Below are 12,567 nucleotides of genomic sequence, written 5' to 3' on the forward strand. Positions count from 1 at the left end.
CGACATCCCGTGTGCTCCCCGGATGATCTTCGGTAAAGTGCGCACCCTCATTGACCAACGAAGCGTCAAAAGCGCTTCGATCACGGAAGCCGGCCATGACCGACAAGAGCCAACAATTCGCCAGCGACAACTATTCCGGTATCTGCCCCGAAGCCTGGGCGGCCATGGAACAGGCCAACCACGGCCACCAGCGCGCTTACGGCGACGATGAATGGACCGCCCGCGCGGCCGATCATTTCCGCAAACTGTTCGAAACCGACTGCGAAGTGTTCTTCGCCTTCAACGGCACCGCCGCCAACTCGCTGGCCCTGTCGTCGCTGTGCCAGAGTTACCACAGCGTGATCTGCTCGGAAACCGCCCACGTCGAAACCGACGAATGCGGCGCCCCGGAATTTTTCTCCAACGGTTCGAAACTGCTGATCGCCGGCACCGAAAACGGCAAGATCACCCCGCAGTCGATCCGCGAAGTCGCGCTCAAGCGCCAGGACATCCATTACCCGAAACCGCGCGTGGTCACCCTGACCCAGGCCACCGAAGTCGGCAGCGTCTACACCCCGGAAGAAGTCCGCGCGATCAGCGCCACCTGCAAGGAACTCGGCCTGCACCTGCACATGGACGGCGCACGTTTCTCCAACGCCTGCGCATTCCTCGGCTGTTCCCCCGCCGACCTGACCTGGAAGGCCGGCGTCGATGTGCTGTGCTTCGGTGGCACCAAGAACGGCATGGCGGTGGGTGAAGCGATTCTGTTCTTCAACCACAAACTCGCTGAAGACTTCGACTACCGCTGCAAACAGGCCGGGCAACTGGCGTCGAAGATGCGCTTTTTGTCAGCACCGTGGGTCGGCATTCTGGAAAACGACGCCTGGCTCAAATACGCCCGCCACGCCAACCACTGCGCGCAACTGCTCGCCGAGTTGGTCAGCGACATCCCCGGCGTCGAGCTGATGTTCCCGGTGCAGGCCAACGGCGTGTTCCTGCAACTGTCCGAGCCGGCCATTGCCGCCCTGACCGCGAAGAACTGGCGCTTCTACACCTTCATCGGCAAGGGCGGCGCGCGCTTCATGTGCTCCTGGGACACCGAAGAAGAGCGTGTGCGCGAACTGGCCCGCGACATTCGCGAGGTCATGTCTGCCTGATTCCAGACATTACTTACATCCCCTGTGGCGAGGGGATTTATCCCCATTGGGTTGCGCAGCGGCCCCCAAAACCTGAAAACGCGGTCAAACAGTAAGTCTGCAATCTCAGGATTTACGACTGCTGCGCAGCCGAACGGGGATAAATCCCCTCGCCACGAAAGCTCTTCTCCTTAAGCGACATCGGTGCCTTCCCTCTGCCCTGAAAGACTTGGTCTACAGTGTCTGTCGAGCCATCGCTCGGATAACAACAAGCAGGAGCATCGGCATGTCGCTACAAGGCAAAACCCTGTTCATCACCGGCGCCAGCCGTGGCATCGGCCGTGAGATTGCGCTGCGGGCTGCCAAGGACGGGGCCAACATTGTGATCGCGGCGAAAAGCGCCGAACCTCACGCCAAGCTGCCCGGCACCATCCACAGCGTCGCGGCGGAAGTCGAAGCGGCCGGTGGCAAGGCGCTGGCGCTACAAGTCGATGTGCGCAACGAAGAGGCGGTACGTCAGGCGCTGGCCCAGGCCAACGAACACTTCGGCGCTATCGACGCGCTAGTGAACAACGCCGGGGCGATCAAATTGACCGGCGTGCAACACATCGAACTCAAGCGCTTCGACCTGATGCACCAGATCAACACCCGCGCGGTATTGCTATGCAGCCAGGCCGCCCTGCCCTACCTGAAAAAATCCAGCGGACACATCCTCAACCTGTCGCCGCCGCTGAACCTGGCGAGTAAATGGTTCGCCCAGTTCAGCCCATACACCGTGACCAAATATGGCATGAGCATGCTGACGCTGGGGATGAGTGAGGAATTCGCCAGTTACGGCATCAGCGTGAACTCGTTGTGGCCGCAGACAATGATCGCCACGGCGGCCATCGAGTTTCAGTTGGGCAATCGCGAGTCGTTCAAGCAGGCGCGCACTCCGGCGATCATGGCGGATGCGGCGTATGTGGTTTTGAGCAGCAGTGCGCGGCAGATCACCGGGCGATTGTTGATTGACGAAGAAATCTTGCGCGAGGACGGTGTGACTGATTTTGATCATTATCGGTTTGAACCGAATAGCAAAGCAGCACTGATACCCGATCTTTTTGTTGACTGACACAACTATTCGGCAATTGACAGTGCTTTGCCCCTTTCCATCAACTGGAGCATTAAGCACTGCCTACACTCTAACCCCGCTCCATCATTATTCGAACACTTAAGATCATCAGCTTCAAATGCACAGCTATATATAAAATGCTGAACTAGGCGAATGACTTTCGACGAATCATAATTAAATTACCTAGCACACCCAAACCCCTCGCACAAGCTGTAACTTCTGACAGGTGAACTATTACGTTCAAACAAATACCATACGAAGTGAAAGCAACTGCTTTCAACAAAGCTCAACTCATAAAGGGAAGGTGCATCATGTCGACTGAAAATCAAAAGATCCTATTTGGCACTCATATTCTTTCGCCGGAACAAGCCATTTTAGCCGCGAACCCTGGCGATCTGGTTTTACCCTACCCAACAAAACCAGGAGCGAAATACTGGAAAATAACCAATAAGGTATTCCGGCAGCAAGAGAATGGCTCATATGAAGTCGTTGTAGATGGCGTTCAGCTTTGAATCACATATGTATCGCTTATAGCAGAAACTGCAGTGTCTGCTATAAGCCTTAATCTGCAACCATCCAGAAAACGATAAAACTTAATATTCGATACGCACATCCCCCTTCGGCACACTGCAGCACGACAAGATAAACCCTTCAGCCTCATCGTCCTCGGTAATCCCGCCGTTGTGCTCCATCTCCACCTCGCCGCCCAGTTTCATTACCTTGCACGTCCCGCAAATACCCATGCCGCAGGCTTTCGGAATCATCAGGCCAAGCTTGGCTGCCGCCGCGTGCACGGTTTCGCCCGGTGCCACGCGGATGCTTTTGCCGGAGGCAGTGAATTCGACCTGATGCAGATCCGCTGCGTCGATTTCCGGCGCATCGGCGGCTTGTTCGGCCTGTTCCACTGCATCGGCGCGAGCCTCGGGTGGCGTGGCGCCGAAGGACTCCTCGTGATAACGCGACATGTCGTAACCGGCCACTTCCAGCAGGCGTTTGACCGCGTTCATGTACGGCGTCGGGCCGCAGCAGAACACTTCGCGTTCAAGGAAGTCCGGGACCATCAATTCGAGCATCTTGTGATTCAGATAGCCGCGATACCCGGCCCAAGGCTCGCCGAGGCCGTGCTTTTCACAGATCAGGTGCAGGCTGAAGTTGTCGATTCGCGAGGCCATGTGTTCCAGCTCGCGGTGGTAAATGATGTCTTTCGGCGAGCGCGCGCTGTGCACGAAGGTCATGTCGACATTGGCGTTGGTGTCGTAGAACCAGCGCGCCATCGACATGCACGGCGTGATGCCGACCCCGCCGCTCAGATACAGGACTTTCGGGCTCGGGAAGTCCATGGCGTTGAACAGACCGACCGGGCCGTGCACCGCCAGCTCTTGCCCCTCATGCAGGGTGTCGTGCAACCAGTTCGACACCTTGCCGCCCGGCACCCGTTTGATCGTCACCGAAAAGCTGTACGGCACCGACGGCGAGCTGGAGATGGTGTAGGAGCGCATGATCGGCTGGCCTTCGATTTCCAGCTCCAGCGTCACGAACTGCCCGGGCTTGAAGAAGAACAGGATCGGCTGATCGGCCATGAAGCAGAAGGTGCGCACATCCCAGGTTTCCTGGATGACTTTGACGCAACGGACAATGTGTCGGCCATTGGCCCAGGTCTGGGTGGTGACCGGATTCAGGAAGCTGTTGGACATGCTGTTCTCCACGGCCGACTGTCGGCCTCATGTCGGCGATTCTGCGTATAGCGCCGAGCGTGCGTTTACCTATTCGCGACATTGACATACTTATCGCGACCAGCCCCCAACCACCGGGGGTTGCGCGTCGGGAACAGATTGCGCCATGTCGCCCATGGATAAGGTTGCGGGCCGCGCCGGCCCCACACTCGCCTCAACACAAGACGACTTCTTTACACCTTGCGTAGCAACCGTTTTGCAGCACACCTGATCAGCCACTTTCGCCGGCCACGCAGAGGGCCATGAGGATTACATCGATGGACGTCACCGCAAAAATCAGTCTGGGCGATCCGCTGGAACCCGCACGCAAGGCCACCGCGCAAATGCTTCAGGAGCGCGAGCGCACCTTCTCCCTGCCACAACCGTTCTACAGCGACGAGCGGCTGTTCGATATCGACATGCAGGAGATCTTTCAGAAAGAGTGGTTGATCGCCGGCATGACCTGCGAAATCCCGGCCAAGGGCAATTACCTGACCCTGCAGGTCGGCAAGAACCCGATCATCGTCATCCGCGGCGCCGAGGGCGTGGTGCATGCGTTTCACAACGTCTGCCGCCACCGTGGCTCGCGCCTGTGCACCAGTGAAAAAGGCAAGGTCGCCAAACTCGTCTGCCATTATCACCAGTGGACCTACGAACTGGATGGTCGCCTGTTATTCGCCGGCACCGAGATGGGCGCCGACTTCGACATGAAGCAGTACGGTCTGAAACCGGTGAACGTGAAAACCGCTGGCGGCTACATCTTCATCAGCCTGGCGGAAAATCCGCCGGCCATCGATGACTTCCTGTCGACGCTCAACCATTACATGGAACCGTACGACATGGAGAACACCAAGGTGGCGATTACCACCACCTTGATGGAAAAGGCTAACTGGAAACTGGTGCTGGAAAACAACCGCGAGTGCTACCACTGCAACGCCTCGCACCCGGAACTGCTGAAAACCCTGCTGGAGTGGGACGACGTCACCGACCCGCGCGCAGACCAGGCGTTCAAGGACCACGTCGCCGCCTCAGCCGCCGCCTGGGAAGCCGAGAAGATCCCTTACGCCCATGCCAGTTTCGGCCTGCGCAACCGCATCGTGCGCATGCCGCTGCTCAAGGGCACTGTGTCGATGACCCTCGACGGCAAACAGGGCTGCGCGAAACTGATGGGCCGGATCAAGAACCCGGATCTGGGTTCGATGCGCATCCTGCACCTGCCGCATTCGTGGAACCACTGCATGGGCGATCACATCATCGTCTTCACTGTGTGGCCGATCAGCGCGCAGGAAACCATGGTCACCACCAAATGGCTGGTGCACAAGGACGCGGTCGAGGGTGTCGATTACGACGTCGAACGCATGCGCCAGGTGTGGGACGCGACCAACGACCAGGACCGCCGTCTGGCTGAGGAAAACCAGCGCGGGATCAACTCCACCGCTTACCAGCCTGGGCCGTACTCCAAGACTTATGAGTTTGGCGTGGTCAACTTCGTGGACTGGTACAGCGAGCGGATGTTGAACAACCTTGGGGCAGAACCTGCGCCTTATCTCAAAGGTGTTCCGGTTCAAGGCTAAAAGCAAAAGCTTCGCGAGCAAGCCCGCTCCCACAGGTGGAATGCACTTCAACTGTGGGAGCGGGCTTGCTCGCGAAGGCTTCCTGACAGACGACACGTTTCTCAAACCCGATTGCACAATTTCTGACCAACCACCCCGCCGCCCATACCGACCAAGCCCTCCAGCCTTCCGCGAACAAGTTATCCACATGCTCACCCACAGCAAATGGGGGTAACTGTGGATGAGACGAAAAATATCCTGCTGATTTGCAAAGAAAACCGTGACTTATTCAGAAGCATGGTTTCTGAAAACGATTGATTGTTTTTTGATCAAAGCTCTGTGATCCACGTATCTAAAGGCCTGTAGCGTGGAGCGAACACGTTATCCACAGAAGCGCCAACAGAGATCGGGGGTAACTTTGGCTTGCTTGTGGAAAAGCGTGTTCAACTGGGGAAAAGCGCTTGCTCAGGCGGCTTTTAACGCTGGAACGCTGCATTTGGTCGATAATTGATCAAACCTGTGTAAGCCTTGATTCATATAGCCTACAGCTGATAGCGAACATCTTATCCACAGAAGCGCCAACAGAGATTGGGGGCAAGTTCCTGAGTTATCCCGAAGGAAAAGTCAGAAAAATCCGCAAGTTACGCTGGTTGTTTTTTGATCTTATGGCTGAGAGGCTTGAACGGCGTGGGATGCGCGCAAGGGCGAACACGTTATCCACAGCTTCGCCAACAGGGATTGTGGGTAAACGACACAAACTGACTATGATGAATGTAACTGTGGGAGCGAGCCTGCTCGCGAATGCGCTGGATCAGTCGATAGATGTACCAGCTGACAGTTTGCTTTCGCGAGCAGGCTCGCTCCCACAGGGGGTGTTCAGTGCCTGGAAGAGGGTGACTAGCGAACGACGCCCTCTTCAATCAGCAACTTCAGAATCGCCTCCGCCCCTGCCTGCGCCGTAACGCCCTTGAGCACCTGCCCGCCGCCACCACTGGCCTTGGCCGTCGCAGCCTTCATGCGATCCGCGCCGCTCTTGGCCTTGATCACCTTCAAGCGCTTGGGTCGTGGCTTGGCGGGTTGCAGCGTGGCGACGGCCAACAACTCGTCCTCCACCACGTCAACGTCATCGGCGGCCAATTCGCCCCGTCGCGCCGGGCCATAAGCACTCTGCCGAGGTTTCGGCGCGGCGTTATCCACAGTCGCCAGAAACGGCAGTTTCACCTTCAGCCGCCGTCGCTGCCCGCGCGGCAACGCTTGCAGGACCAGCGCCGAACCGTCATTGATCGACTCGACCTGCGCCAGGCCCACCACCAACGGCCAGCCCAGGCCCTCGGCCAAGAGGAACGGCAACATCCCCGAGCCTTCACCGGTTTCCGCCTGACTGCCGGTCAGCACGACTTGCGCCCCGGCATCACGCAGATACTCGGTCAATGCCGGCAAAGCATCGCCCCCCGGCGGTTGTTCCAGCACATGCAACTGCTCAAGGCCCATGCCCAGATAGGCGCGCAACGCAGGTTCGGCGGCATCGCCGGCGTGCAGCACTTGCAGGTTATCCCCAGCCAGTTGCAGGCCCAGTTCCACCGCGCGCGCATCCTGGTCGGCGCGACGAGGCCGGCCGGAGGTCGGGTGGGCGCCGATCGAGACCAGACTGATCACTTTACTGTTCATAGGGTTTCCTTAAGCCGCGTCGCGCTTGGCGTCGTTGCGATAGGCCTCAACTGCCGCGATCAGTGCGCGCAGAATCTCTGCGCTTTCGCCGATCACCGAGAGGTCGGCGCGTTTGATCATGTCGCAGCCCGGATCAAGGTTGATCGCCACCACCTTGTCGCAGGCACCGATGCCTTGCAGGTGCTGGATCGCCCCGGAAATACCCACCGCGACGTACACCCGCGCCGTAACCCAGGTGCCAGACGCGCCGACCTGGCGGTCACGGGCCATGAAGCCATCGTCCACCGCAACGCGCGAAGCGCCTTCGGTGGCGCCCAGTGCAGCGGCGGTCTGGTGAAACAACGCCCAATCCTTCACGCCGTTACCGCCGGAGAAGATGAACTCGGCCTCGGCCATCGGAATCGCCGCCGGGTCCACCGCCACCGCGCCGAGATCTTCGATCCGCGACAGGCTGCGCGCCACGCTTGTGGATAACTCCACTGGCAACGCTTCGTGACGGGTTTCGCTGACCGGTTCGGCGCATTCGGCAGCGGCGAGAATCAACCGCGCAACCGGACGCGCCAAGTCCTGCAGCCCCGCACCGGCGCGGCCAATGCACTCTTGATCCTTGACCTGCCAGACCCGTGTCGCCGGACGCTCGCCCAAAGCTGCGGCAAAACGTCGACCGAGTTCGCCACCACCGCTGCGGCTGTCGGGCAGCAACCAATGGCGCGGGTTGAACTGGTTATCCACAGCGCGCAAGCCCTGCACCCGTTGCTCCGGTGCATAACCGCTGAAGGCTTCGCCTTCGAGTACCAGCAAGCGATCGACGCCAGCGGTTTCGAAAGCGCTTTCCTTGTGCTCGCCAAAGACCACCGCCAACACTGCACCGTCGGTGCCTGCGAGTTGGTGAGCGAGGCCGAGCAGGTCGCGGTCGTGGCTGCTCAGGCGGCCGCCCACCATATCCGGCACCACGCAGATGTAAAACGCCGGCGCCGGTACCTGATGCAGCGGTAATTGCACTTCCACCGTGGCCGAGCGCTTGACTGCCCCGCCCTGCTGCGCGCCGCTACGGTCGATCCGCTTGATGCCGTTGGGGCCGATAAAACCCATGCCGTGCGGGTTCTTGCGGATGACGCCGTTAGGCCCCATCCAGCTGTGCTGCGCCGGTTGCATCGCTGCGTGCAGCGGGTGCAGACGGTTACGCGCAATCCATTCGGCGCGCGGGTCGCGGCGGATAATGTCGCTCATCAATGCACCTCCGCAGGTTCACGTTTGGCCGGCGTGGCAGGTTTGCTCGGCGCCGCGTCTTCGAGCAAGGCGTCGGCCACCAGTTCGGCAATGTCCTTGATCAGCGGACGTGGTTCGACCACGCCTTCAAGCATCGCCGTGCATTGTGGACAGCCCACGGCCACCAGTTCGGCGCCGGTCTCGCGGATGTCTTCCATGCGCATGTCGGGAATCCGCTGCTTGCCCGGAATGTCGGTGATCGGCGCGCCGCCACCGCCGCCGCAGCAGCGCGAGCGGAAACCGGAGCGTTGCATTTCTTTGACCTCGATCCCGAGCGCACGCAGCACTTCACGTGGCGCTTCGTATTCGCCGTTGTAGCGGCCCAGGTAGCACGGATCGTGATACGTCACGCTGTTGCCTTTGTGCTGCCCAAGATTGAGCGCGCCAGCCTGGATGATCTCGGCCATGTAGGTGCTGTGGTGCTGCACCAGGTAGTTGCCGTCGAAGGCACCGTACTCGTTTTTCAGCACGTGGAAACTGTGCGGATCACAAGTGACGATGCGGTTGAAGCTGTATTTGGTCAGGGTCTGGATATTGCGTTTCGCTAGTGTCTGGAACGTCGCTTCGTCGCCGAGGCGCCGTGCCACGTCGCCACTGTCGCGCTCTTCAAGGCCGAGCACGGCGAAGTCGATTTTCGCCGCTTTCAGCACTTTGACGAACGCGCGCAACGTGCGCTGGTTGCGCATGTCGAAGGCGCCGTCGCCGACCCAGAACAGCACGTCGGTGGATTTCTTTTCGCTGAGCAGATTCAGGTTCAAGTCCGCCGCCCAGTTCATCCGCCCTCCCGGGGCGAAACCGCCAGGGTTGTCGGTGGCGATGAGGTTTTCGAGGACTTCGGCGCCCTTGTTCGGCGTCGCGCCTTTTTCCAGAGTCAGATGGCGGCGCATGTCGACGATGGCATCGACGTGCTCAATCATCATCGGGCATTCCTCGACGCAGGCGCGGCAGGTGGTGCACGACCACAGGGTTTCGGCATCGACCAGACCGTTGACGATCGGTTGATGCGGGTTGCCGCCGTGTTCGCCCACAGGCTTGCCTGGATACGGGCTACCGGCGAATTTGGCATCGGTGCCGCCAGCGAGTCCGACCACCATGTCCTGAATCAGTTTTTTCGGGTTCAGCGGCTGGCCGGCGGCGAAGGCCGGGCAGGCCGCTTCACACTTGCCGCACTGCACGCAGGCGTCGAAACCGAGCAACTGGTTCCAGGTGAAATCCTTGGGTTTTTCCACGCCCAGCGGCGCATCGGGATTGTTCAGGTCCAGCGGTTTCAAACCGGTGGAGCGACCGCCACCAAAGCGCTCGGGACGACGGTGCCAGGCCAGGTGCAAGGCACCGGCAAAGGCGTGCTTCATCGGCCCGCCCCAGGTCATGCCGAAGAACAATTCGGTCACGCCCCACAGCACGCCCACACCAAGAATCGCCGCCAGCACCCAGCCACCGAAGTTCTCCGGCAGGATCCCGGCCACCGGCAGGGTCACCAGGAAAAACGACGCGGAGAATGCCAGCAGGCTTTTCGGCAGGCGCATCCACGGGCCTTTCGACAGGCGTGCCGGCGGGTTGCGTCGGCGCAGGTACATGAAGATCGCGCCGACGAACATCACCGCCGACATCAGCAGCAAGGCATAGCCGAGGATGCGGTTATGCAGGCCGAAACCGTGCACCAGGATCGCCAGCACAATCGACGCCACCGCGCCGCCCGCCGTGGCGACGTGGGTGTTGGCAATGTATTTGTCCCGCGCCACGACGTGGTGCAGATCGACCATGTAGCGCTTGGGCATGGCCAGCAGGCCGCCGAGCAGATCGACCTTCGCCGCCCGTCCCCGGCGCCACATGTTCATCCGCCGCAACGCGCCGAGGACAGCAAGGCCCAGGGCTGCGAACAACAGGATTGGAAGAAGGGTGTTCAACATAGGTGCAGCTCCCAAAGACCTCGGGTCTTGCAGGTCGAGATGCCTTACTCGGTTCCTGTGGGAGCGAGCTTGCTCGCGAAGGCGGACTGACATTCAACATCGATGTCGACTGACCCACCGCTTTCGCGAGCAAGCTCGCTCCCACAGGGTTGTGTGCAAGCCTTTAGAAGTCTTTACACAGTCTGAGTGCGTCATAGATCGCGGCGTGCGTGTTGCGCTGCGCCACGCAGTCGCCGATGCGGAACAGCAAGTAGCCGTCGCCCGCCTCGCTCAGCGAAGGCTGCGGCTGGATCGCGAACAGCGCTTCGACGTCGATCTGGCCCTTGTTGCGCGAGCCGTCCTTGAGCGCGTAGTAGATTTCCTCGTCCGGGCGTACGCCGTTTTCGACGACCACCTGATCGACCACCCGCTCCTCTTTCGCACCGGTGTATTCGTTCTCCAGCACCGCAACCAGTTTGTCGCCCTCGCGGTAGACCTTCTCCAGCATCATGTCGCCGGTCATGATCACTTCTTTCGGGTACATGCTGCGGTAGTAGGTCGGGAACGATGTGCCGCCGATGGCCACGCCCGGTTTGATGTCGTCGGTGACGATCTCGACCTGGCTGCCTTTGTCGGCGAGGAAGTCGGCGACCGACATCCCGGTGAACTCGCAAATGGTGTCGTAGACCAGCACGTTCTTGCCGGGCGCGACCTTGCCGTCGAGCACGTCCCAGCTGCTGACCACCAGCCCTTCGGCCGCGCCCCAGTGCTCGTTCTGCTCAAGGTACGGATGACCGCCGACCGCCAGCACCACCACATCCGGACGCAGGTCCATGATGGTTGCGGCATCGGCCGCCGTGCCCAGACGAAGATCGACTTTCAGTCGCGCCAGTTCCAGCTGGAACCAACGGGTGATACCGGCAATCTGGTCGCGCTGCGGCGCTTTCGACGCCGTAGTGATCTGCCCGCCGATAAAGTCTTTTTTCTCGAACAGCGTCACGTCGTGGCCACGCTCGGCAGCCACGCGTGCGGCTTCCATCCCGGCCGGGCCGGCACCAACGATCACCACCTTGCGTTTCGGCCCGGTGGATTTCTCGATGATGTGCGGCACGCCCATGTATTCGCGGGAGGTCGCAGCGTTCTGGATGCACAGCACGTCCAGACCCTGATACTGGCGGTCGATGCAATAGTTGGCGCCCACGCACTGCTTGATCTGGTCGATCTGGCCCATCTTGATCTTGGCGATCAGGTGCGGGTCAGCAATATGCGCGCGGGTCATGCCGACCATGTCGACGTAGCCGCCCTCGAGAATGCGCGTGGCCTGGTTCGGGTCCTTGATGTTCTGCGCGTGCAGCACCGGCACCTTGACCACTTCCTTGATCCCGGCAGCCAGGTGCAGGAACGGCTCCGGTGGATAACTCATGTTCGGAATGACGTTGGCCAGGGTGTTGTGGGTGTCGCAACCCGAGCCGACCACGCCGATGAAATCGAGCATGCCGGTGTCGTCGTAATACTTGGCGATCTGCTTCATGTCTTCGTGGGACAGGCCGTCCGGGTGAAACTCGTCACCGCACAGGCGCATGCCCACGCAGAAGTCGTCACCGACCTCGGCGCGCACGGCTTTGAGCACTTCCAGACCGAACTTCATTCGGCCTTCGAAGCTGCCGCCCCATTCGTCGGTGCGCTTGTTGACGCGCGGGCTCCAGAACTGGTCGATCATGTGCTGGTGCACGGCCGACAGCTCAACACCGTCAAGGCCACCGGCCTTGGCCCGGCGCGCGGCCTGGGCGTAGTTGCCGATCACCCGCCAGATTTCTTCCGGCTCGATGGTCTTGCAGGTGGCGCGGTGCACCGGTTCACGGATGCCCGACGGCGACATCAGCGTCGGCCAATGGAAACCGTCCCAGCGCGAGCGGCGACCCATGTGGGTAATCTGGATCATGATCTTGGCGCCATGCTTGTGCATGGCGTCGGCCAGATTCTGGAAGTGCGGAATGATCCGGTCGGTCGACAGGTTCACCGAGCTCCACCATTGCTGCGGGCTGTCGATGGCGACCACCGAGGAGCCGCCGCAGATCGCCAGGCCGATGCCGCCCTTGGCTTTCTCTTCGTAATATTTGACGTAGCGCTCGGTGGTCATGCCGCCGTCAGTCGCGTAGACCTCGGCGTGCGCAGTGCTGAGCACGCGGTTGCGGATGGTCAGTTTGCCGATCTGGATCGGCTGGAACATTGCTTCGAAAGCCATGGCAC

General features: G+C 60.3%; 9 protein-coding genes. 4 read left to right on the forward strand and 5 right to left on the reverse strand.

The annotated features are described in order from the left end of the window. Positions 1-95: 95 nt before the first annotated feature. The 3 genes from HU755_RS08540 to HU755_RS08550 all read left to right on the forward strand — a co-directional run bounded on the left by HU755_RS08540 (position 96) and on the right by HU755_RS08550 (position 2,738). On the forward strand, positions 96-1,136 hold the full coding sequence (locus HU755_RS08540; RefSeq protein WP_016772826.1) for a low specificity L-threonine aldolase: 1,041 nt from the start codon (positions 96-98) through the stop codon (positions 1,134-1,136). A gap of 265 nt (positions 1,137-1,401) precedes the next feature. Then, on the forward strand, positions 1,402-2,226 hold the full coding sequence (locus tag HU755_RS08545) for an NAD(P)-dependent oxidoreductase (protein ID WP_186631540.1): 825 nt from the start codon (positions 1,402-1,404) through the stop codon (positions 2,224-2,226). 311 nt (positions 2,227-2,537) lie between these two features. Next, the gene (locus HU755_RS08550) at positions 2,538-2,738 is read left to right on the forward strand and encodes a hypothetical protein (protein ID WP_186631543.1); all 201 of its coding nucleotides are present in this window, start codon (positions 2,538-2,540) and stop codon (positions 2,736-2,738) included. 81 nt (positions 2,739-2,819) lie between these two features. Here the strand turns inward: HU755_RS08550 and gbcB are convergent, their stop codons facing one another. Beyond that, complete coding sequence (gene gbcB, locus HU755_RS08555; RefSeq protein ID WP_186631546.1) at positions 2,820-3,920, reverse strand: glycine-betaine demethylase subunit GbcB; 1,101 nt, start codon at positions 3,918-3,920, stop codon at positions 2,820-2,822. 296 nt (positions 3,921-4,216) lie between these two features. Between gbcB and gbcA the strand changes: the two genes are divergently transcribed. Further along, positions 4,217-5,512, forward strand: coding sequence for a glycine-betaine demethylase subunit GbcA (gene gbcA, locus HU755_RS08560; RefSeq protein ID WP_016772823.1), 1,296 nt, complete (start codon positions 4,217-4,219; stop codon positions 5,510-5,512). Between the two features lie 876 nt (positions 5,513-6,388). On the opposite strand, the gene HU755_RS08565 is transcribed toward gbcA, so the two are convergent. The 4 genes from HU755_RS08565 to dgcA all read right to left on the reverse strand — a co-directional run bounded on the left by HU755_RS08565 (position 6,389) and on the right by dgcA (position 12,562). Beyond that, positions 6,389-7,159 (reverse strand): electron transfer flavoprotein subunit beta, encoded by a 771-nt coding sequence (locus HU755_RS08565; RefSeq protein ID WP_186631549.1) that lies wholly within the window; start codon positions 7,157-7,159, stop codon positions 6,389-6,391. A gap of 9 nt (positions 7,160-7,168) precedes the next feature. Then, positions 7,169-8,389 (reverse strand): electron transfer flavoprotein subunit alpha/FixB family protein, encoded by a 1,221-nt coding sequence (locus HU755_RS08570; RefSeq protein WP_186631552.1) that lies wholly within the window; start codon positions 8,387-8,389, stop codon positions 7,169-7,171. Next, on the reverse strand, positions 8,389-10,338 hold the full coding sequence (gene dgcB / locus HU755_RS08575; protein ID WP_186631555.1) for a dimethylglycine demethylation protein DgcB: 1,950 nt from the start codon (positions 10,336-10,338) through the stop codon (positions 8,389-8,391). The genes HU755_RS08570 and dgcB overlap by 1 nt, the downstream gene beginning before the upstream one ends. A gap of 163 nt (positions 10,339-10,501) precedes the next feature. Beyond that, positions 10,502-12,562, reverse strand: a complete 2,061-nt coding sequence (gene dgcA / locus HU755_RS08580; protein WP_186622738.1) for a dimethylglycine demethylation protein DgcA — start codon at positions 12,560-12,562, stop codon at positions 10,502-10,504. Between the last annotated feature and the right edge of the window lie 5 nt (positions 12,563-12,567).

The organism is Pseudomonas sp. SWRI111, from assembly GCF_014268555.1.
Taxonomy (GTDB): Bacteria; Pseudomonadota; Gammaproteobacteria; order Pseudomonadales; family Pseudomonadaceae; genus Aquipseudomonas; species Aquipseudomonas hamedanensis.

What these genes read in the sequence shown, in the direction of transcription:
- HU755_RS08570 (WP_186631552.1), bottom strand. Translation starts at nt 8,389, where the DNA reads ATGAGCGACATTATCCGCCGCGACCCGCGCGCCGAATGGATTGCGCGT.
- dgcB (WP_186631555.1), bottom strand. Translation starts at nt 10,338, where the DNA reads ATGTTGAACACCCTTCTTCCAATCCTGTTGTTCGCAGCCCTGGGCCTT.
- dgcA (WP_186622738.1), bottom strand. Translation starts at nt 12,562, where the DNA reads ATGGCTTTCGAAGCAATGTTCCAGCCGATCCAGATCGGCAAACTGACC.
- HU755_RS08545 (WP_186631540.1), top strand. Translation starts at nt 1,402, where the DNA reads ATGTCGCTACAAGGCAAAACCCTGTTCATCACCGGCGCCAGCCGTGGC.
- HU755_RS08540 (WP_016772826.1), top strand. Translation starts at nt 96, where the DNA reads ATGACCGACAAGAGCCAACAATTCGCCAGCGACAACTATTCCGGTATC.
- HU755_RS08550 (WP_186631543.1), top strand. Translation starts at nt 2,538, where the DNA reads ATGTCGACTGAAAATCAAAAGATCCTATTTGGCACTCATATTCTTTCG.
- gbcB (WP_186631546.1), bottom strand. Translation starts at nt 3,920, where the DNA reads ATGTCCAACAGCTTCCTGAATCCGGTCACCACCCAGACCTGGGCCAAT.
- gbcA (WP_016772823.1), top strand. Translation starts at nt 4,217, where the DNA reads ATGGACGTCACCGCAAAAATCAGTCTGGGCGATCCGCTGGAACCCGCA.
- HU755_RS08565 (WP_186631549.1), bottom strand. Translation starts at nt 7,159, where the DNA reads ATGAACAGTAAAGTGATCAGTCTGGTCTCGATCGGCGCCCACCCGACC.